This window comes from Streptomyces sp. DF42, assembly GCF_058267695.1.
Window position 1 is genome coordinate 4,995,782 of the sequence record NZ_CM177859.1, and the last position, 19,245, is coordinate 5,015,026.

The following is a 19,245-nucleotide window of genomic DNA, read 5'->3' on the forward strand; positions in this document are numbered from 1 at the left end:
GGTGCGCTTTCGGGCAACGCCGGTGTCATATAAGGCCGTTGCGCAGCGCGTAACCCACCGCGTGGGCCCGGTTGCGCAGTTGGAGCCGGGTGATGATCTCGTGCAGGACGTTCTTGACGGTCCGTTCCGAGTACGCGGTCTTGCGGGCGATCTCCGCGGTGTCCAGGCCCTCCGACACCAGGCGCAGCATGTCCGCCTCACGCGTGGTCAGCGTGGACAGGGACAGCCCGCGCGGGTCGAGCGCCGAGCGCTGGAGGCTGCCCACATGGCTGAGCAGCTTGCCCAGCAGATCGCCGGGGAGCACACCCTCGCCGTTGGCCACCGCCAGGACCAGGTTGAGCAGTTGGTCGTGGTCGGCCTCGGAACGCCGCAGCACCGCCGCCACACCGCACTCGATGACGCGCTGCAGCCCGCCGGAGCCGAGGGTGCCGACCACCAGGCCGGTGCGGGTGACGGTGTTGATCCGCAGCCGGTCCAGCAGGGCGGCCACGTCGTCGTCGACGGTGTCCACCACCACGAGCGACACATGGGCCTGCTCCGCGTCACTCTCGTCGAGCAGTTCGACCTCGGGGCGCTGGCGCAGCTGGTGGACGATACCGACGCGCAGGACCGGGTCGGCGGCGTACACGGTCACGGTCACTCGGTCCTTGTGTCCGGGCGAGCTGTTCTCCTGTGTACTTGCACTGGGCATGGGGGGCACCTGTTCCATGGGTTCGTGGGGGTGGGGCGCAGGAGCGTGGTGACCACCACAGGCGGTGCGCGGGAGGCGACGGGCGACACTAACGGCCCACGGTTACAAGGGAGTTGCCGATGACTGTACGGGCATCGAGGCTGCCCGGATCTTGCCCTCGCGTTCCTCGCGGCGTCCCCGGGTGTGTTTCTACGGTGGTGGCGTGACGCCTTCCGCAGCCTCTTCCGGTCCCGGTGCGCCCGGCCTCGACATCCCGGCCGTGACGGTGGCGCCGGGGGACACCGCCACGACGACTCTGACCGTCCGCAACGACAGCGACATCGTCGAGGCGTACAGCCTGGAGGTCGTCGGGGACTGCGCACCCTGGACCACCGTGGAACCCGCGCGGGTCTCGCTCTATCCCGGCACCTCCGAAACGGTGACGCTCCGTCTGGAGCCGCCGCGTTCGCACGAGATACGGGCCGGCGAACTGCCGCTCGGCGTGCGGGTCCTGCCGACCGAGCACCCCGAGACCGTGCGGGTCCTCGAAACGACCGTGCACATCGAGGAGTTCCACGAGCTGCGCACCGAGCTGGCCCCGCGCCGTCGGCGCGGCTGGCTGCGCGGCCGCTACCGGCTGGCCGTCCAGAACCAGGGCAACACCCCGGTGCAGGTGGGCTTCACTCCCGGTCAGGCGGGCGAGGAGCTGGCGTTCGCCTTCACTCCGGCGAAGCCGAAGCTGGAGCCCGGCGAGTCGGCGGAGGTCGGACTGCGCGTCCGCACGGGCAAGCCGGTGTGGTTCGGCGCCCCGGTGGTCTGGCCGTTCACCGTGGACACCGCCGAGGACGGCGAGCAGGAGGAGCCCAGCCCGTACCAGAACGCCGTACGGACGCCGCTGGACGCCGAGTTCGTCCAGATCCCGATCTTCCCCAAGTGGCTCCTCGCGCTCCTCGCCGCGCTTCTCGCGCTGCTGATCGCCTGGTTCCTGCTGGTCAGGCCCGCGGTGCGCAGTGCCGCCAAGGACGCGGCCGACGAGGCGGTCCAGGCACGTCCCACGCCCGCCGGACAGCAGACTCCGGGCAACAGCGGTTCCGGCGGCGCCGGTTCGGCCACTCCCGGCGGCCAGGGGTCGGGCGGATCGGCCGGAGCGGGCGGCGGCGACGGCGGCGGCACGGGCGGTGGCGGCACCGCCGGCGGCGGTCAGCAGAGCTCGCAGACCATCGACGTGCAGTCGGCGAGCGGCCAGACCAAGCCCGGCACCTACACGGTGCCGAAGGACAGTGTCTTCGAAGTGACGGACCTCGTCGTTGCCAACTTCCAAGGCGACGAAGGCCTGTTGACGATCACCTTCGGCGATCGCAAGATCACCACGATCGCCATGGAGACCTTCCGCAACCAGGACTACCACTGGGTGACCCCCATCAAGATCCCCGAGGGCGATGCCGTGTCCATCGAGGTGACCTGCAACAAGCCGGGCACGCCGGCCACCGGCCGTCGGGCGAAGGGCTGTCACGAGGTCCTGAACGTGAGCGGTGTGCTCCGCAGCACCAAGCAATGAATCGAACTCTCCACTTCCGGGCCATTGTTGATCGGCATAGGTGCCTTATGCAAAGAGTTCGATCTCACGCGACCGGATCCGTCCGGAAAACGTCAACACCGGTCTGAAAACCTCGGCCCGCCGCCCGGCGGGCGGAGCGCATGAGCCCCGGGTCCCATGGGCCCGGGGCTTTTCGCTGCTTCGTTCATGTCACCGGTCAAAGGGGTGTTGAAAGGCGCGCTCCCTCCCGCACCGGCAGGATCTGGGCGTCACCCCTCCGTAAGCGTCACCGTCTTGACTGGTGACGACCCTCGTGCGAGAGTCGGTCATCGCACCAGCCGGTGCCGCGGGGACAAGTGGAGGATTCGCATGATCGACAGGCGTGGCTTCGGCAAGGTCCTGGGAGTGGGCACGGGCGCCGCCGCCCTTTCGGTGGCCGGCCTGCAGGGTGCGTCCGCGGCGCAGACCGTCCCCGCGGCCGTCCCCTCGACAGTCCCCACAGCCGACCCCGCGACCGCATCCGGCCCACGCACCGGCTTTTTGCGGCTGAAGCAGATCAGGGCAGGCCTGCTGGACGTCGGCTACGCCGAACTGGGCCCGGCTCACGGCCCGGCGGTCATCGGCCTGCACGGCTGGCCGTACGACATCCACAGTTACGTCGATGTCGCCCCGCTGCTGGCGGAGCAGGGGTACCGGGTGATCGTCCCGTACCTGCGCGGCCACGGCACGACGCGCTTCCTCTCCGACCGGACGTTCCGCAACGCCCAGCAGTCGGCGATCGCCGTGGACGTCATCGCCCTGATGGACGCCCTGAAGATCGAGAAGGCGGTGCTGGCCGGCTTCGACTGGGGCTCGCGCACCGCCGACATCGTCGCCGCGCTGTGGCCCGAGCGCTGCAAGGCCCTCGTGTCGGTGAGCGGATACCTGATCACCAACCGCGAGGCCCAGCTCTCACCGATCGCACCGCAGGCCGAGCACACCTGGTGGTACCAGTACTACTTCGCCACCGAGCGCGGCCGGCAGGCCATGGAGACCCCGAAACTGCGCCACGACCTGACCCGGTTCGTCTGGGACACCGTCTCCCCGACGTGGGACTTCGACGACGCCACCTTCGAGCGCACCGCGGCCGCCTTCGAGAACCCGGACTACGCGGCCGTCGTCATCCACAACTACCGCTGGCGGCTGAGCCTCGCCGACGGCGAGCCCCGCTACGACGTTCTGGAGAAGAGGCTCGCCGCACGCCCGTACATCGACGTGCCCACCATCACCCTCGACCCCGAGCGCGACCCCTTCACGGCACCGGGCAACGGCTCCACCTACCGCGACAGGTTCACGGGCGAGTACGAGCACCGCACCGTGGCCGGCATCGGTCACAACCTGCCCCAGGAGGCGCCGACGGCCTTCGCGCAGGCGGTCGTGGACGTGGACCACTTCTGACGAAACACCGCCCGGTCACCGTCCCGACAGGTGATCGCCCTGTGATCGACAGCTGATTCATGCAAGGCGAATCCGACCACCGAACGGAGCTCGACCATGGAAAGCACCAGCGCCGGCACCAGCACCACCGACACCACTGCCGCTGCCACTGCCGTGCGGCGGGCGAGGTTCGGCACATTGCCCGAGCGTATTCGCTATGAGGAGATGGTCGAGGAGCGGGCGGCCGTGTCGAGCGACCCGACACGGTACGCCTACGACCCCGAGGGCTCGTGGAAGTTTTTCTCCTGCCTCGCGCTCGACCTGGGCCTCTGACGCGACCCTTGCCGCACACCGGCATCACCTGTCAGGATGGTGACGTGAATCTCGATCATGTCTTCGTCTGCGGACACCCGGCGCTGGACTTCGCCGCCACACTCCGAGCGCGCCGTACGGTCCGCTTCGAGATGTTCGCGACGCCGGACAGACTGAACGCATGGTATGTGGAGTCCGGCCTCGTCGACGCGGTCTCTCCCGGCCAGGAGGCCGACGTCGAGCAGGCGACGACCGTAAGGGAAGCCGTGTACCGGCTGGTCACCGCCCGGCGGCTCGGCGAGGAGTGCGACGGGGCGGCGCTGACCGTCCTGAACAACGCGGCGCGCAGGCCGTCCGCGGTGCCGCAGCTCACCCCGTCGGGGCGATGGACGCAGGCGACGCCGCAAGAAGCCCTCTCCATGGTCGCGCGTCACGCCGTCGAGCTCCTGAGCGGGCCGGACGTGCCCCTGCTCAAGGAGTGCGGCAACCCCGAGTGCACCCGCACCTACATCGACCGTTCGCGGGGCACGCGCCGGCAGTGGTGCGGGATGGAGTCCTGCGGAAACAAGATCAAGGCGGCCGCCTACCGCGCCCGCAAGAAGTCCGCGCCCACGCCGGCCCGCTGACCTGCCCGAGCCGCCGCGCCGCCGGCCCGTAAGAGGGGAGAGGGGCGAGCCGAGCGCATCGCGCGGGTCCGGCTCAGTCCCAGTTGACGCCCGTGACCTGCCACGGTGCGGGCTGGTCGGCGGGCGGGGCGGGCGCGGCAGGCGGCGCGTCATGACAGGTGAAGCCGAGCCGGGTCAGTGCCCTGCGCACCTCGCCCACGGTGAAGTCGCGACGGTTCTGCCTGGTGATGACCTCGCCGACCTGCATGACGGGGAAGGTACGGCGGCCGATGGTCACGGACACTCCCGTGACGGCCTCGGGCTTGATGCCCTCCATCGAGCGCTCCACCTCGAACTTGGTGAAGTCGAAGGGAAAACGGGCGATGACGCAGCGCATGTTGCCTCCACGGGGTTGAGAGGGAAACGCCGGAGCGGACCGACGCGGTGCGGGCGGTCAGTCAGTCGGTCGGTCAGGAAAGGAGAGCGAGGACGCCCAGGGTGTAGCCGTGCTCGTCGATCACGGGGGAGACGTCCAGCGTCCGTACCCGCATGGCGGCCTCCGCGTCGCCGAGCGTGGCCGCGGACGAGGTGAACGGCCCCCGGTCGTACGGGATGTCCCGCAGCCGGGTCCGGTCGCGGTACCACGAGCCACCGCGGTGGGCGGCGAGCTGGGCCCGGGTGACCAGGCCACCGCACCTGCCGTCCTCGTCCCGCAGCAGCAGATGCGCGACGCGGGCGCCGTCGAGAACGGACAGCGCGACATCGACCGCCATGTGGTCGTCGACCTGCAGTCCGGGCGCGTCCATGGCGTCACCGGCGGTCAGGCGGGTGCCGTCGGTCTCGACGGCCGGGAGGGGAGAGGGCGTTCGGTCGGGCGTCAATGGCTTCTCCTCAGCGAACAAGTGTGCGTCGGGGCATGCATGACGACGGGATGGCTGAACCGGCCGGCTCGGCCGGCTGGTTCATCCGAACGACGACTGGCGTTACGCCTTCGAGCTCGGCGGGAACCTGCGACGGCCGTTCCGGACGGGCCGTCCGTCCCGCCCGCGACCGGCGGACCGGGGGCGCGCCGGCGGATTGGCGACCGGGACGGTGAGCACGACGGGGGTCCCGGAAGGAGTCCTGGCTCCGGTGATACGGCTCAGCTCGGCCTCGCCCGACCGGGTGCGGGTGGTCCGCGCGGTTATGCCGGCGTCGACCAGCAGCCGGGCCATCTCGCGGCGCTGGTGGGGCAGGACCAGGGTGACGACGGTGCCGGACGCACCGGCGCGGGCGGTACGGCCGCCGCGGTGCAGATAGTCCTTGTGGTCACCGGGCGGGTCGAAGTTGACCACGAGGTCGAGGTCGTCGACATGGATGCCGCGGGCCGCGACATTGGTGGCGATCAGGGCCGTGACATGGCCGTCCTTGAACTGGGCCAGGGTCCGGTTGCGCTGCGACTGGGACTTGCCGCCGTGCAGGGATGCCGCGCGCACCCCGACCGCCAGCAGCTTCTTGGCCAGCCGGTCCGCCGCGTGCTTGGTGTCGAGGAACATGATCACCCGGCCCTCGCGGGCGGCGATCTCGGTCGCGGTGGCGTGCTTGTCCTCGTCGTCGACGTGCAGCACGTGGTGGTCCATCGTGGTGACCGCGCCCGCCGCGGGGTCGACGGAGTGCACGACCGGGTCGTGCAGGTAGTTCCGCACCAGCCGGTCGACGTTACGGTCCAGGGTGGCCGAGAACAGCATCCGCTGACCGTCGGGACGCACCTGGTCGAGCAGCGCGGTGACCTGCGGCAGGAAGCCCATGTCGGCCATCTGGTCGGCCTCGTCGAGGACGGTGACGGAGACCCGGTCCAGCTGGCAGTCGCCCCGGACGATGAGGTCCTTGAGCCGCCCCGGTGTCGCCACGACGACCTCGGCTCCGCCGCGGAGCGCGCTCGCCTGGCGGCCGATCGACAGACCGCCGACCACGGTCGCCAGCCGCAGGCGCAGCGCCCGGGCGTAGGGGGTGAGGGCGTCGGTGACCTGCTGGGCCAGTTCCCGGGTGGGCACGAGGACGAGTGCCAACGGCCGCCGGGGCTCGGCCCGTTGGTCCGCGATACGGGCCAGCAGGGCGAGGCCGAAGGCGAGCGTCTTGCCCGAACCGGTGCGCCCGCGGCCCAGGACGTCCCGGCCGGCCAGCGAGTTGGGCAGCGTCGCCCCCTGGATGGGGAACGGCACGGTCACGCCCTCGGAGCCCAGGGCGGTCAGCAGCGGCTCGGGCAGGTCGAGGTCGGCGAACGCCTCGACGGCCGGCAGCGCCGGGGTGACGGTGACCGGCGGCGCGAACTCCTCGCGGGGCGCGGCCGGACGGTTGTTCTTACGACCGCTCCGCCCGGCCTCGGCAGGACGGGACCGAGCGCTTCGGCGCGCCGGTTTCTGCCGGGGGAGGTGTGAGGAGCCGTCGGTGGTGCGGCCGGTGCGGTTCATGCAGGACCTTCCTCGATGCGGCACGTATCGAGGAAGTCCCGCAGAGCGGCCGGGGGCCGTACCGGGATTCGCAAGAATGAGCCTGCCGTGGGTCGACGGGAGAGAGCAATGAATCGGGGCCCGCACCCTGGGTGCGGGCCCCGATCACGTAGAACGCGACGCGTCGGCGTCAGGCAGGAACGATGTTCTCGGCCTGCGGGCCCTTCTGACCCTGCGTGACGTCGAAGGTAACCTTCTGGCCCTCCTGAAGCTCACGGAAGCCGGAGGTGGCGATGTTCGAGTAGTGGGCGAACACGTCAGCGCCGCCACCGTCCTGCTCGATGAAGCCAAAACCCTTTTCCGCGTTGAACCACTTCACGGTGCCAGATGCCATATTGAATCTCCCTTTGGGGCAGTTAACCGGAGTCCGCACCTTGCAGGCCCCGGAGTCGCCGCGATGATCGCCCCTCCGGAAAAATCCGGAAAGCTCCGGAAACAAGAAAAGGTGCTCGTCGACGCAAGTCGGTTGAGCACCCAATTTCTGATGTCTCTGGTAACCAAAACTGCAACTTTTATCACGGTATCACAGGTCGAGCCGAACGCCCCAGGATTTTTTGCGTGCCCGCCCGTCGTGTCGGCGAGTCCCCGGTCGGCGGGCGGCCGTCCCCGCGGTGGCTCAGCCGAAGAGGGCCACCCGCGGCTGCACCGTGCCCGTGGCCTGCGGGCCGACGACGGTGAGGCGGTAGACCTCGGTCAGGGTCCCGCCCGCGTGCAGGACGCGCCGGGCGGCCGAGAGGTCGGTGAACAGCGTGCCGGTCTGGGTGCCGACCCGGACGGCTTCCCAGCGGCCGTCCGCCGTGCGGCGCTCCAGCGTGATGTCCGACGGCGCCAGGGACGGTCCCTCGTCCGGCGACACCACCAGGAGCTGCGGGGCGACCCTCCGGTCCGCTGTCGTGTCGTTGCGGTAGGTGACCGTGAACTCGTGCTGCTCGCCCCTGGCCGGCAGGGGGCTCGTCGCCAGGTCCACGAAACCGGTCGGTACGGCGGATGCGTGCACCTGCGAAGACGTGGACGCTCCCGCGACCGTCGGCTGGGCGGCCGCCAGGGCGGGGCCCGCCGTGCCCAGACCGGAGAGCGCCACCAGGAAGGCCACGGAAGCGAGCGTGAGACAGCTGTTCTTCGAGGGCATGTTCGCTGATCCTTCGGGTTCGCTCGGATGAACTGGCCTGCCCCGCAAGGCTGTCGGCCGTAACGTCACCCAGGCTACGCAGCGCGGCCCGGACCGACGGGACGGATCCCGCCTCGTCGGCACACGGTCTTCACATATGCAAGCGGACGGGGCCTCGGAGGGCGCGCGGACGGCCCGGGTGCGAGACCCGGGCCGCCCATGTGGCGTCAGACGTGTCCGTCAGCTGTGCCGGACGTGTCCGCCGTGTCAGCCGTGGTGGCTCGCCCTCGCGAGGGCCGGGACGAAGCGCAGGGCGTCGATGGTGCCGACGCCGGTGGCGAGGTCGTAGCCGTTCACGGCCTTGTAGCCGGTGACGCCTTTGTAGCTGTTGTCGGTGCCGTCGTTGACGTCGACGACGCCGTTGCTCTTCGCGTGGTGGGCGGAGAGGTCGTACAGGGCCCTCTGGATGTTGCCCACCCGGTGGCCGGCCGCCTGGTCGGCAAGCGCGACGATGCCCGCGAAGAGCGGGGTGGCCTCGCTGGTGCCGCCGCTGACGTCCCAGCCGACGGCGGTCGGGTCGTAGCTGGAGTAGACCCAGGCGCCGCCGTTGACCGCGGCGGACATCGAGATGTCCGGGGTGCCGCGACGCGAACCGACCACGCCCTTCACGCCGTTCTGGAAGGACGGGCGGGTGAAGACGTGGGACTGGCCGCCGCCACCGGAGCCGTCGTCGTTGTAGACGCTGTCCGGCTTGAGGCGGTCGCCCTTGTCGTTCAGGTGGAGCTGGGTGCCGCCGACCGAGGTGACCAACGGGTCCGAGGAGGGCCAGGAGTTGACGCGCTTCTTGTAGTACGTCTTCCCGTCCGCCTGGAGGTCGGTCGCGCCGCCGTCACCGGAGGCGGCCAGCACGGTCACCTTCTTGCGGCTCGCGTCCTGGAAGGCGTAGCGCAGGTTCTTGATGCTGGCGAAGTCACCCTGGTCGAAGCCGGGGAAGGTGTTCTCCGTGGCGCCGAAGCTCTGGCTGATGACGTCGCCGACGCCATGGTCGATCATGTACTTCTCGGCGTCCATCATCTCCGGCAGACCGGTGGTGCCCTCGGTCTCGGCGACCGCCGTCTCCACCACGACGATCTTGGCGGCGGGTGCCACCGCGTGCGCCATCTCGACGTCCAGGGTGGTCTCGCCGGCCCAGCCGGTCATGTCGGAGTTCTTGGGGTCGAAGGGCGGGACGTGCCCCCACTTGACCACCTTCACCCTGGTGCTCGGCAGACCGAACTGCCTGCTGTAGACGTCGAGATCGTGCTGGACGGTCGGGGAGCCGTACGAGTCGACGATCACGATGGTGCGGCCCTTGCCCGTGACGCCCCTGCGGTAAAGGGCGTTCAGGTCGTACGCCTTGCGGTACTGGAGCGGGTTGTAGCAGTTGATCTGCCACTTGGCCTCGCACTGCTCGCTCGTCAGCGGGCTGCTCACGCTGTGCGCCAGGCCGTGCCCGGCGACGGCCGGTACCGCCAGGGTGTGCGGTACGGCGGCGGATACGGCGGCAGGTGCGGCGGTCGTCAGTGCGGTGACCGCGAGGGCGGCTACGGCAGTGGCGGCCGCGATCCCCCGACCGGTACGGGCTATGTGCATGGATCCCTCTGTGGTTCGGAGTCTCACGAAGTGGTCGCGGTCTCACTGAAGTGATCGCGACATGGTGGTCTCCGGTATCCCATCGAATAGGTCATGGACAGAACAAGGCCGTTGAAGGGACGATGCCGAACCCTTTTACCCCGCGTTACCCGGCGATTGGCCGCCCGTGGTCCTCACGTCAGCCCTCCCGTTTGATCCACTCGCCGCCGCCCAGCGGGTAGTCGTAACCCGGGCGGCCCAAATCGGCGCTCGTGCGGAACGGGGTGCCGTTGTCGTCGATGCGGACCGTGCCGTGGCGGGCGCCGCTGGACCAGTCCAGGGTGAGGTCCCAGCGGACGTCGTGCGCCGTGGTGTGGGCGTTGACGTAGAAGACCTCCGGGTCGGACTCGCTGACCTTGTACGGGAAGTCGCGCTGGCCGTTCTTGACGGTGACCGTGGGACTGCCGCTGTCGAGGCCGATGTCGAACGACTTGGTGCCGACGCCGCCACCGCAGCCGACACCCATCGAGTAGTCGTTCCAGGCGAGGGGCGCGCCCTTGGTGAGGACACGTACGTGCAACGCCTCCAGGACGACGGTGTCCTCGCCGGTGCCCTGGACCGTGAGGGCGACCCGCTGTTCGCCCGAGGACACCGCCCCGTACGCGGCGGCCCAGCGCGGAGCGTCCTGCTCGCTCGCCGGCGGGCCGACCTGCTCGGGTTCGCTGTCGACGAGGAAGTGCTGGCTGCACGGATCCTCGTAGACATAGGGGCGGGTGCCGACAGTGAGCGGGACGGCGCCGCCGACGCTGTCGCCGGTGGTCCGGGCCCCGCCCGGCTTGCCGGCGCCCCCGGAACCGGCCGTCGCGGCAGGGGGGTTGGCAGCCGCCGCGGACGGCTTGCGTCCGATCCCGCTCGGAGACGGCGTGGCGGAGGGCTTTCCGGCCTCGCCGGTCTCGGTGGTGCCGGTCGTGCCGGTGATCGGCGCCTGCGTGGTGTCCCCGGCGCCCGTCGGACGCAGGGCGAACACGACGGCTCCCAGCGCGGCGACCACCGCGAGGGAGGCGATCAGCGCGGTACGGCGACGACGGAGCAAAGGGGAATGACGGAGCCAAGGGGAGCGAAGTGGCGGCGCGAACTCGTCCGGCGGGTCGACGACAACCGCCTCACCGTTCGCGTCCTCGCCCGCGCCCTTGCCCTCGTCCTCGCCGTTGTCCCCGTGCTTCTCCTCGTGCTTCTCCATGCCCCGTCCGGGGCCCGCCGCATGGGCTGAACCGTCCGAACCGGCTGCCTGCGTCGAACCCGTCGTCTCCACCTGATCCGCCCGGTGCCCGCGTGCCGCGTCCGCCAGGATCCAGCGTCGGTGCAGCTCCACCAGCTCCTGCGGCGTCGCCCGGCAGACCCTGGCGAGGCGCTCGACCGGTGCGTACTCGACCGGCACCGCGGTGCCGTTGCAATAGCGGTGCACCGTCGACGTACTCATGTGCAGACGCTTGGCAAGGGCCCCGTAGCTCAGTCCCGAGCGGTCCTTGAGCTCCCGCAGCAGCCGCGCGAACGCCTCCGCCTGCCCTGCCTCCGTCGCCCCCGACACCCGTTCCCCTCATCCCCGTATTCCAGTGGTGCGTTCCAGAACCACTGCTTTCGCCCTGGTCAGAGGGCGTCTCGGCGTTCCAGCGTCCCCAACTGCCCGCCATGTGTGGCAGTTGGGACGGATCACGTCACAAGCTTCGGCCATCCAATCACCACCGCCACCCGAACACCGAAGGGGTACGACCACGTGTCCAGCCACCGCATCTCCCGCACCCGTCTCGCCGCCGCCGCGGCGACCACCGTTCTCGCCGCGCTCTCCCTGACCGCGTGCAACGAGGGAACGGGCGCCCACGACGAGGGCGCCGCGGGGACCGCCTCGACGAGCTCCTCGTCCGGTGCCCCTTCGCCGGACTCCGGTTCCGGCTCCCCTTCGTCCGCGGACGCCTCGGGCTCCTCGAACTCCTCGGGTTCCTCGAACGGCCCGGGCTCCTCCGACGCCAAGCCCGGCGCCGGCTCGAAGTCCACCGCACACACCTCGCCGAAGGCCCCCACCTCCTCCGGCAAGCCGGTCACCTGCGAGGGGTCCAACACCAAGACGGTCGCGGCCCCGCTGAACCGCCCCGTGAACCACATGCTGCTCACGGTGACCAACACCGGCAGCAGGACCTGCTTCCTCTACGGCTACCCGGCCGTCCGCTTCGGCGAGGCCCAGGCCGTGCCTCCGGTCATCGAGGAGTCGCAGCCGCAGGCCGTCGTCACCCTGAAGCCGGGCGAGTCCGGGTATGCGTCCGTGAGCCTGTCCGCCACCGACGGCAGCGGCTCGAACGGCCACACCGTGAAGTCCCTGACCGTCTACTTCCACGGCCGCTCCGGCAACGAGAGCGTCGGCGCGGGAGCGCATCCGTCGCTTCCCGCGAAGGGCGCCTACATCGACGACTCGCTCAAAGTCACGTACTGGCAGCAGTCGATGGACGACGCCGTCAACTGGTGAAGTCGGCGGAACCCGTCACGACTGGCGAACTCCGCGCACCGATCCGCTAGCATGTTCGAACTTGAGATGAACGTCACCCATCGTCCACTCTCCATCGGGAACCATGCCATTTACCGCGATGAGCACCTCCATTCCATAAGCGTCCTGAAAATCGGCCACACAATTGAGACCTATGGCGTCGCGGTTTCTTTCGCGAACAAAGTGCAGAACTGCGGGCTCTGAGCGGGGCAGGTCACTGGCGATAGTCTGGGCCGCGGCGGGTGCCGTGGCCCTTGGATTCCTTGTCGCGTTGGAGATCGTCGCGCGCCACTACGGCCTGCCGGGACCGATCACCAGTCAGGTGCGGGAGCTGATATTCCCGCCCAAGTCGGGCTTCGTGCTGTACGCCGGTCTGGCGCTGATGACGGTGGTGCTCACCCGGCGGGAACGCTTCGTCGCGATCGGTGCCGCGATCGGTATCGACGCCGCCGTCCTGCTGGTGCGGTGGGTGGTCGGCGCCAGGATGACCGGCGGGCACCCCTTCGGCAACGGCGCCTTGTGGGTGATCTGCGGCTGTGCGGTCATGGCCGTCACGCGACGCACCGGCCGCGAACGCGTCCTGCTGCTGAAGGGCGTCGGGCTGAGCCTGCTGCTGATAGCCGGCCGCAAGACCGGCGACACCTGGCTCCTGATCACGTCGAAGTCCCGCCCTGTGGTGCTCGACCAGTACATGGAGAACGCCGACCATGCGCTGGGCAATCCGTCGTGGCTGGTGGGCCGTGCTCTCACGGCCACCGGCCCGATCGGCGCCCACGTTCTCAACTTCGTCTACGGCCAGCTTCCGGTGGCCGCGGTCGTCGTCGCGCTGTACCAGCTGCGTCGTGTGGCGGTCGAGCGCCGCTTTCCAGGCCACCATCTGGTGCGCACCTTTCTGGTGATCGGCCTCCTCGGGCCGGCCATCTACATGGTCTTTCCGGTCGTCGGGCCGATCTACGCCTACGGCGCCGGAAACGCGCACTGGGCCGCGGCCCACCTGGGGCTCCCCGCGCAGCCCACCGGGCAGTGGGCGGTGGCCAACCTGTGGCCGGACGTGGTACCGCCGATCCGTGCCCCGCAGGGGATGCCGTTCGACCGGATCACCCCGCGCAACTGCCTGCCCAGCCTGCACACGGCGTGGGCCGTCACGATCTTCGTTCACTCCCGGAAGGGCCCGCGGGTTCTGCGCTGGGCCGGCACGGTCTGGCTGGTCGCCACGCTCGCCGCAACGCTGGGGTTCGGCTTCCACTACGGCGCGGATCTCGTCGCCGGCGTGGTGTTCGCGCTCACGGTCGAGGCGGCCCTTCAGGCGCTCGACCGCGGCTGGGACCGGTCGGGAATCCAGCCGGTCGCCTACGGCGCGACGGTATTCGTCGCGCTGTTGCTGTCCTATCGCTATCTGTCGATGGAGATGGCCCGCCACCCGTGGGTTTTCGGACCGCTTCTCCTGCTGGCGATGGCCTCCGTGATCCACGCCTTCGTACGGCACACCGCCCTGCAGCAGCCGAAGCCCGCGCGGGCACCGGCACCTGTGCCGGCGCCCTCACCGTCCCCGTAGCCGTCCCCCACCCCCTCCATCAGCGGGTGAAGCCGCACCGCATAGCCTTCACCCCGGCCCATTGCAACAGTAGGGGGTCGGAGTGTTGCGTTAAGTTCAAGGTCATTGCAACAATATAACGCCGATGACCTGCAGAGACATGAATTAAACGCAACTAACTCGTTGTCGAATCTATAAACGCAACGTAGCTTTTCCAACGTCAGAAACGACGTAACCGAGGAGCTCACGATGCAGAAGTTCGACACCCCCGCCCCGATCGCCACCGTCCTCGACATCCCCGCGGGACGCATCCGGTTCATCGCCGCCGACCGGGCCGACACCACGGTCGAGGTCCTGCCCGCGGACGCCTCCAAGAGCCGCGACGTGAAGGCGGCGGAGCAGATCGAGGTCGCTTACGGCGAAGGCGTCCTGCGGATCGAGGCCCCGGCCGCGAAGAACCGGATCCTCGGCAACTCCGGATCCGTCGAGGTCACCGTCCAGCTGCCCGCCGGCTCCCGCATCGAGGCGAAGGCGGCCCTCGCCGAACTCCGGGGCGTCGGACGGCTCGGCGGCGTGGTCTTCGAGGGCGCGCAGGGCTCGGTCAAGCTCGACGAGACGGCGAGTGCCCGCCTCACTCTCCAGGCCGGCGACGTGAGGGTCGGCCGCCTGGGCGGCCCCGCCGAGGTCAGCACCCAGAAGGGCGATCTCCACATCACCGAAGCCGTGCGTGGCACGGTCACCCTGCGCACCGAGCACGGCGGGATCCAGGTCGGTGCCGCCCGCGGAGTCTCCGCCTCACTGGACGCCGGCACCGCCTACGGCCGCATCCACAACGCGCTCAGGAACACCGAGGGCGCCGCCGACCTGAGCATCCACGCCAGCACCGCCTACGGCGACATCACGGCCCGCAGCCTCTGAAGGAGGACTCTCATGACGTCGCTGCCGGCACGCGAAACCGGGATGGCGACTCCGGCCGGCCCTGGCCCCGTCGCCTCCTTCGCACGGTTCGTGATCTTCGGAGGCGGCGTCGGAGTCCTCTCCAGTTTCGCGATACCGCTCCTGGTCACGATCATGCCCTGGGCGGTCTCGAACGCGATCATCACCGCCGCCTCCACCGTGCTGTGCACCGAACTCCACGCCCGCTGCACGTTCGGCAGAGGGCGCGGCGCCGGATGGCGGGAGCACTGGCAGTCCGCAGGCTCGGCCACCGCCGCCTACCTGGTGACGGGCGTCGCGGTGTTCGTCCTGCATCTGGTGCAGGCCTCACCCGGCAGGCCGACCGAGCAGATCGTCTACCTCGGCGCCTCCGGCCTCGCCGGCACCGGCCGCTTCGTCATCCTGCGCCTCTACGTGTTCGCCTCCGGCCGCGCCAGGACCGCACGTCCCCTGAAACCCCGGGGGACGACGGCCCCGCCCGTCCTGCTGGCGGCATAGCGGGCGGTGCTGTCCCCGGGAGTCCGGCCGCCCGACCGAGGCGGTCGCGGCCGTCCTCTACTCGGTCACTCGGTCACTCGGTCACTCGGTCGCGGGCGCCGGCACGGCCGTCGGACCGCTAAGCCGCCCTGGGTCGTGCCGCTCGCCTGCGCGGGGCGGGGGCCTGTGCTTCCTCGGGCAGCGCGCTCTCGTCCTCGTACTCCCCGTACTCCCCGAAGTCGGGGGCCTGGAAGGGGCTCGTGGTCGGGGGCGGCAAGGCCGTGGCGGAGCAGCGGGGCTGCTCCTCCGTGGCGGAGAACAGCGAGGTGGGGTCGATGAGGGGTCTGCCTTTCGTTACAGGTCCCCGAAGGGGCCTGGCGTGCCGTGACCGGGCACAGCGGTTCTACAGCTTGGTCATCTTGGTGTACGGACTCAAGATCCGCATCCTGGCCGAGCCGAAATCCACGAGCGCAGCGATTCCGTCCTCGATGCCGAGGACCCGGCCGAGGCCGTGCATGTCGTGGGTGACCTGGTCGCCCACCGCGAAGTGCTTGGGGGTGGGGGCGACCGGCGCCTTGAAGGGGCTGGTGGGCAGATGGCGCTTCGGTGCAGCGTGCCTTGTCATTGCCCCCAGTATGCGCCTACTCCAACCGGGCCTTCCGCTCACTCGTTCATGACCGGCCCACCCGAGCCCACGTGATCAGCTCGAAACGGGACCGGACGGGTCGGACGCCCCTTTCGCGGCACGGCGGTACTCGGCGTTGATGCGCTGGGCTTCCTCGAGCTGGTCCTCGAGGATGACGATGCGGCACGCGGCCTCGACCGGGGTTCCCCTGTCGACGAGCTCGCGGGCGCGAGCGGCGATCCGCAGCTGGTAGCGGGAGTAACGGCGATGTCCGCCCTCCGAGCGCAGCGGAGTGATCAGTCGAGCCTCGCCGATGGCTCGGAGGAAACCAGGGGTGGTGCCGAGCATTTCGGCGGCCCGACCCATGGTGTACGCGGGGTAGTCGTCGTCATCCAGACGATCGCTGAGCGGAGTATCTGCTGCCATGTCACCTCGTTGTGCAACGCGTCGAGGGGCCCCGATGCCGTACGGCACCAGGGCCCCGAGGGGAATTCAACACCATCGGTCGGCCCTCATGCTGTGCCGACCTTCTGTTTTCCGCTACCCGGCCCGGCAAGGGCAGGGGTGCGGGGATCGCGACTGCTTGACCGGGGACCACCATCCATTCCGGGGTCTTGCGGCACCCGGGCCGAGAGCTACCCGGGCCGGGCGATCCTGATGGCGTCTGCTCCTCCGTCCTTCCTGAACCAATCACTGGGTGAAACAGGTACTGCGGTACTGCTCGGTGCTGCTGTCGGCAGCCCCTCGACCTGCGGGCCGCCCAACACCGCACTCCCCGCCAGTTCGTGTCTGCCGGGTCTCGCTTGACCGTGTCAACGAGGAAAACGTTAACCGCCGCGGGACCCAATGTCTACTCTGGCAAGAGTAGATTTTGGTGTTCGGGGGCCGTAGGCATCCTGTGGCCTGGGGGCTTGGCCGGGCAGTGCGACACGGGCATAAGACAGTGAGGGCCCTGCCGACGCGCGTCGGCAGGGCCCTCACCGGGTCCTGGGGTGTGGCTTTTCGCCTGGGGCTCTAGGCGGCCGAGCTGGAGCCGGTCCGCCGCTGTGGCCTGCGGCGGGCCGTTTCGCCGGCGGGCCGGCCCTGGCCTGCGTGGCCCCGGCGGCCTCGACGGCTCTGGGACGACGAACCCGCGCCTCGGGGACGTTCCGCGGCCGGCGCGGTGATGACGACCGGGACACCGGAGGGCGCCTGGGCACCTGTGATGCGGCTCAGCTCCGCCTCGCCCGAACGCACCTGGGCCACCTGGGGGGTGATGCCCGCCGTAGCCATCAGCCGGCTCATGCCGCGACGCTGATCAGGGGTCACCAGGGTGACGACGCTGCCGGATTCGCCGGCACGGGCCGTACGGCCGCCGCGGTGGAGGTAGTCCTTGTGGTCGGTGGGCGGATCCACGTTGACGACCAGGTCGAGGTTGTCGACGTGGATGCCGCGCGCCGCGACGTTGGTCGCGACCAGTACCGTCACGTGCCCGCTCTTGAACTGGGCCAGGGTCCGGGTGCGCTGTGGCTGGGACTTGCCGCCGTGCAGGGCCGCGGCGCGGACACCGCTGCCCAGCAGGTGCTTGGTCAGGCGGTCCACCGCGTGCTTGGTGTCGAGGAACATGATCACCCGGCCGTCTCGGGCCGCGATCTCGGTGGTCGTCCGGTGCTTGTCCGCGTCGTGCACATGGAGGACGTGGTGCTCCATCGTGGTGACCGCGCCCGCGGACGGGTCGACGGAGTGGACCACCGGGTCCGACAGGTAGCGGCGGACCAGCCGGTCGACGTTGCGGTCCAGGGTGGCCGAGAAGAGCATCCGCTGTCCGTCGGGACGTACCTGGTCGAGCAGGGCGGTGACCTGGGGCATGAAGCCCATGTCGGCCATCTGGTCGGCCTCGTCGAGGACCGTGATGCCGACGTCGTCCAGCCGGCAGTCGCCCCGGTCGATGAGGTCCTTGAGCCGCCCGGGCGTCGCGACGACCACCTCGGCCCCGGCGCGCAGCGCACCGGCCTGCCTGCCGATGGACATTCCGCCGACGACCGTGGCCAGCCGCAGGCTCACGGAACCGGCGTACGGCTTGAGCGCGTCGGTGACCTGCTGGGCGAGCTCGCGGGTGGGGACGAGAACGAGGGCGAGCGGCTGCCGCGGCTCGGCACGGCGCCCCGCCGTACGGGCCAGCAGAGCGAGGCCGAAGGCGAGGGTCTTGCCCGAGCCGGTGCGGCCACGGCCGAGTACGTCACGACCGGCCAGGGAGTTCGGCAGGGTCGCCGCCTGGATCGGGAACGGCGCGGTCACGCCTTCGCGGCCCAGCGTGGCCAGCAGCCGCGCGGGCATGTCGAGGTCGGCGAACGCCTCGGCGGCGGGCAGCGCGGGCGTGATCGTCTTCGGAAGTGCGAACTCGCCCTGCGGGGCCGGCCGGGCCTGTCGATTTCCGAAACTCTTGGAACGGCGCGGGCCACCGGAGCGGTCATATGTACGGGATGTGCGGGCACGATTCATGCGGAACCTTCCTTGATGGCACGCAGCAAGGAATTCCCGCAGCACGGAGCGGCGCAGAGAATCTCGAGACGAGCCAGAGTCGATGTGGGCCGGGTCGGACCGACAGGGAATACATCACCGGTCGGTCGTGCGGCGGAGTCTTCCCGTCGCTCGCCCTGAAAAGCAGCGAGCTGGGGCCCGCACCCCAGAGGTGCGGGCCCCAGCTGCGAAGTATCTGTCAGCGCTGGTGTCAGGCCGGAACGATGTTCTCGGCCGTCGGGCCCTTCTGGCCCTGCGCGATGTCGAAGGACACCTTCTGGCCTTCCTGCAGCTCGCGGAAGCCGGAGGCGGCGATGTTCGAGTAGTGGGCGAAGACGTCGGGGCCGCCGCCGTCCTGCTCGATGAAGCCGAAGCCCTTTTCTGCGTTGAACCACTTCACGGTGCCAGTAGCCATGTCATTTCTCCTTCGGAGGCGGGGTCAGGAATTCACCCTGTGTGAATTCCGTGTCGCCGTGATGATTAACCCGTCGGAAATGAACCTTCTGGCAACCACACCTGCAACTGACATCGACAGTAGCACGGTGCGATCGGCCCTGCACGGTCGATAATTCCGCCCTGGTCAGCGGTCGGGGAATACTCGTGGTGCCCCGCACCTAATTCTCATTTCGCGAGCGCAGATATTGCTCTCCGCGGGCGGGACCTTCACTGTCGTGCACGTCCACCCGCAGCCCTGTGGCCTCCTCCGACGGGTGCTGCGCCGCCGCCACCGTCGTCAGCGGACGGTGCGAGGGCGAACCGCCCGAGGCGCCACTCCCGCGACGAAGGTCACATCTCCCGCGAGGAGGTCCAGCTGGGCGGTGAAGAGTTGCGCGGGGTCGATTCCCCTACCGGTGAAGTGGCCGGCGAGTTCCAGCGACAGGACGCCGTGC

20 protein-coding genes are annotated in these 19,245 nt (G+C 69.8%); 8 read left to right on the plus strand and 12 right to left on the minus strand.

What is annotated here, in order from left to right:
- Positions 1-25: 25 nt before the first annotated feature.
- Complete coding sequence (locus tag ACYUED_RS22815) at positions 26-691, minus strand: helix-turn-helix transcriptional regulator (RefSeq protein WP_491284454.1); 666 nt, start codon at positions 689-691, stop codon at positions 26-28.
- 250 nt (positions 692-941) lie between these two features.
- Between ACYUED_RS22815 and ACYUED_RS22820 the strand changes: the two genes are divergently transcribed.
- From ACYUED_RS22820 to ACYUED_RS22835, 4 genes are all read left to right on the plus strand, one after another.
- Positions 942-2,228 carry a COG1470 family protein gene (locus tag ACYUED_RS22820; protein ID WP_491294378.1) on the plus strand — a complete coding sequence of 429 codons (1,287 nt, stop codon included), beginning with the start codon at positions 942-944 and terminating at the stop codon, positions 2,226-2,228.
- Between the two features lie 348 nt (positions 2,229-2,576).
- Positions 2,577-3,644: an alpha/beta fold hydrolase gene (locus tag ACYUED_RS22825; protein ID WP_491284456.1), complete on the plus strand. Its 1,068-nt coding sequence runs from the start codon at positions 2,577-2,579 to the stop codon at positions 3,642-3,644.
- A gap of 96 nt (positions 3,645-3,740) precedes the next feature.
- Positions 3,741-3,956, plus strand: coding sequence for a hypothetical protein (locus tag ACYUED_RS22830; RefSeq protein ID WP_491284458.1), 216 nt, complete (start codon positions 3,741-3,743; stop codon positions 3,954-3,956).
- A 44-nt stretch (positions 3,957-4,000) separates the two neighbouring features.
- Positions 4,001-4,561: a CGNR zinc finger domain-containing protein gene (locus tag ACYUED_RS22835; RefSeq protein ID WP_491284460.1), complete on the plus strand. Its 561-nt coding sequence runs from the start codon at positions 4,001-4,003 to the stop codon at positions 4,559-4,561.
- 73 nt (positions 4,562-4,634) lie between these two features.
- Here ACYUED_RS22835 and ACYUED_RS22840 read toward each other — a convergent pair whose 3' ends face one another.
- From ACYUED_RS22840 to ACYUED_RS22870, 7 genes are all read right to left on the minus strand, one after another.
- Complete coding sequence (locus ACYUED_RS22840) at positions 4,635-4,937, minus strand: SCO5918 family protein (protein ID WP_491284464.1); 303 nt, start codon at positions 4,935-4,937, stop codon at positions 4,635-4,637.
- A 73-nt stretch (positions 4,938-5,010) separates the two neighbouring features.
- Positions 5,011-5,346, minus strand: coding sequence for a CBS domain-containing protein (locus ACYUED_RS22845; protein ID WP_491294380.1), 336 nt, complete (start codon positions 5,344-5,346; stop codon positions 5,011-5,013).
- A gap of 177 nt (positions 5,347-5,523) precedes the next feature.
- The gene (locus ACYUED_RS22850; RefSeq protein ID WP_491284466.1) at positions 5,524-6,990 is read right to left on the minus strand and encodes a DEAD/DEAH box helicase; all 1,467 of its coding nucleotides are present in this window, start codon (positions 6,988-6,990) and stop codon (positions 5,524-5,526) included.
- Between the two features lie 169 nt (positions 6,991-7,159).
- Positions 7,160-7,363 carry a cold-shock protein gene (locus tag ACYUED_RS22855; protein WP_007383480.1) on the minus strand — a complete coding sequence of 68 codons (204 nt, stop codon included), beginning with the start codon at positions 7,361-7,363 and terminating at the stop codon, positions 7,160-7,162.
- A gap of 282 nt (positions 7,364-7,645) precedes the next feature.
- On the minus strand, positions 7,646-8,158 hold the full coding sequence (locus ACYUED_RS22860) for a signal peptide protein (protein WP_491284476.1): 513 nt from the start codon (positions 8,156-8,158) through the stop codon (positions 7,646-7,648).
- A gap of 246 nt (positions 8,159-8,404) precedes the next feature.
- Complete coding sequence (locus tag ACYUED_RS22865; protein WP_491284478.1) at positions 8,405-9,769, minus strand: S53 family peptidase; 1,365 nt, start codon at positions 9,767-9,769, stop codon at positions 8,405-8,407.
- 178 nt (positions 9,770-9,947) lie between these two features.
- A complete protein-coding gene (locus ACYUED_RS22870) occupies positions 9,948-11,336 on the minus strand; it encodes a helix-turn-helix domain-containing protein (protein WP_491284480.1) in 1,389 nt (462 codons plus the stop codon).
- A gap of 186 nt (positions 11,337-11,522) precedes the next feature.
- On the opposite strand from ACYUED_RS22870, the gene ACYUED_RS22875 reads away from it, so the two are divergent.
- From ACYUED_RS22875 to ACYUED_RS22890, 4 genes are all read left to right on the plus strand, one after another.
- On the plus strand, positions 11,523-12,266 hold the full coding sequence (locus ACYUED_RS22875; RefSeq protein WP_491284482.1) for a DUF4232 domain-containing protein: 744 nt from the start codon (positions 11,523-11,525) through the stop codon (positions 12,264-12,266).
- Between the two features lie 241 nt (positions 12,267-12,507).
- Positions 12,508-13,839, plus strand: a complete 1,332-nt coding sequence (locus ACYUED_RS22880) for a phosphatase PAP2 family protein (protein WP_491294381.1) — start codon at positions 12,508-12,510, stop codon at positions 13,837-13,839.
- A gap of 228 nt (positions 13,840-14,067) precedes the next feature.
- Positions 14,068-14,736: a DUF4097 family beta strand repeat-containing protein gene (locus tag ACYUED_RS22885; protein ID WP_491284484.1), complete on the plus strand. Its 669-nt coding sequence runs from the start codon at positions 14,068-14,070 to the stop codon at positions 14,734-14,736.
- A 12-nt stretch (positions 14,737-14,748) separates the two neighbouring features.
- Entirely contained in the window at positions 14,749-15,252 is a 504-nt protein-coding gene (locus ACYUED_RS22890; protein ID WP_491284487.1) for a GtrA domain-containing protein, read from the plus strand.
- 382 nt (positions 15,253-15,634) lie between these two features.
- Here the strand turns inward: ACYUED_RS22890 and ACYUED_RS22895 are convergent, their stop codons facing one another.
- From ACYUED_RS22895 to ACYUED_RS22910, 4 genes are all read right to left on the minus strand, one after another.
- On the minus strand, positions 15,635-15,856 hold the full coding sequence (locus tag ACYUED_RS22895; protein ID WP_491284489.1) for a CarD family transcriptional regulator: 222 nt from the start codon (positions 15,854-15,856) through the stop codon (positions 15,635-15,637).
- Between the two features lie 75 nt (positions 15,857-15,931).
- Positions 15,932-16,282: a MerR family transcriptional regulator gene (locus tag ACYUED_RS22900; RefSeq protein ID WP_491284491.1), complete on the minus strand. Its 351-nt coding sequence runs from the start codon at positions 16,280-16,282 to the stop codon at positions 15,932-15,934.
- Between the two features lie 588 nt (positions 16,283-16,870).
- Positions 16,871-18,337, minus strand: a complete 1,467-nt coding sequence (locus ACYUED_RS22905) for a DEAD/DEAH box helicase (protein WP_491284493.1) — start codon at positions 18,335-18,337, stop codon at positions 16,871-16,873.
- Positions 18,338-18,566: 229 nt separating this feature from the next.
- Complete coding sequence (locus tag ACYUED_RS22910; RefSeq protein ID WP_266518316.1) at positions 18,567-18,770, minus strand: cold-shock protein; 204 nt, start codon at positions 18,768-18,770, stop codon at positions 18,567-18,569.
- Between the last annotated feature and the right edge of the window lie 475 nt (positions 18,771-19,245).

Excerpts from the sequence above, each read along its gene's own strand:
- ACYUED_RS22815 (WP_491284454.1), bottom strand. The coding sequence starts at position 691 with ATGCCCAGTGCAAGTACACAGGAGAACAGCTCGCCCGGACACAAGGAC.
- ACYUED_RS22825 (WP_491284456.1), top strand. The coding sequence starts at position 2,577 with ATGATCGACAGGCGTGGCTTCGGCAAGGTCCTGGGAGTGGGCACGGGC.
- ACYUED_RS22830 (WP_491284458.1), top strand. The coding sequence starts at position 3,741 with ATGGAAAGCACCAGCGCCGGCACCAGCACCACCGACACCACTGCCGCT.
- ACYUED_RS22840 (WP_491284464.1), bottom strand. The coding sequence starts at position 4,937 with ATGCGCTGCGTCATCGCCCGTTTTCCCTTCGACTTCACCAAGTTCGAG.
- ACYUED_RS22845 (WP_491294380.1), bottom strand. The coding sequence starts at position 5,346 with ATGGACGCGCCCGGACTGCAGGTCGACGACCACATGGCGGTCGATGTC.
- ACYUED_RS22850 (WP_491284466.1), bottom strand. The coding sequence starts at position 6,990 with ATGAACCGCACCGGCCGCACCACCGACGGCTCCTCACACCTCCCCCGG.
- ACYUED_RS22855 (WP_007383480.1), bottom strand. The coding sequence starts at position 7,363 with ATGGCATCTGGCACCGTGAAGTGGTTCAACGCGGAAAAGGGTTTTGGC.
- ACYUED_RS22860 (WP_491284476.1), bottom strand. The coding sequence starts at position 8,158 with ATGCCCTCGAAGAACAGCTGTCTCACGCTCGCTTCCGTGGCCTTCCTG.
- ACYUED_RS22865 (WP_491284478.1), bottom strand. The coding sequence starts at position 9,769 with ATGCACATAGCCCGTACCGGTCGGGGGATCGCGGCCGCCACTGCCGTA.
- ACYUED_RS22885 (WP_491284484.1), top strand. The coding sequence starts at position 14,068 with ATGCAGAAGTTCGACACCCCCGCCCCGATCGCCACCGTCCTCGACATC.
- ACYUED_RS22890 (WP_491284487.1), top strand. The coding sequence starts at position 14,749 with ATGACGTCGCTGCCGGCACGCGAAACCGGGATGGCGACTCCGGCCGGC.
- ACYUED_RS22895 (WP_491284489.1), bottom strand. The coding sequence starts at position 15,856 with ATGACAAGGCACGCTGCACCGAAGCGCCATCTGCCCACCAGCCCCTTC.
- ACYUED_RS22900 (WP_491284491.1), bottom strand. The coding sequence starts at position 16,282 with ATGGCAGCAGATACTCCGCTCAGCGATCGTCTGGATGACGACGACTAC.
- ACYUED_RS22905 (WP_491284493.1), bottom strand. The coding sequence starts at position 18,337 with ATGAATCGTGCCCGCACATCCCGTACATATGACCGCTCCGGTGGCCCG.
- ACYUED_RS22910 (WP_266518316.1), bottom strand. The coding sequence starts at position 18,770 with ATGGCTACTGGCACCGTGAAGTGGTTCAACGCAGAAAAGGGCTTCGGC.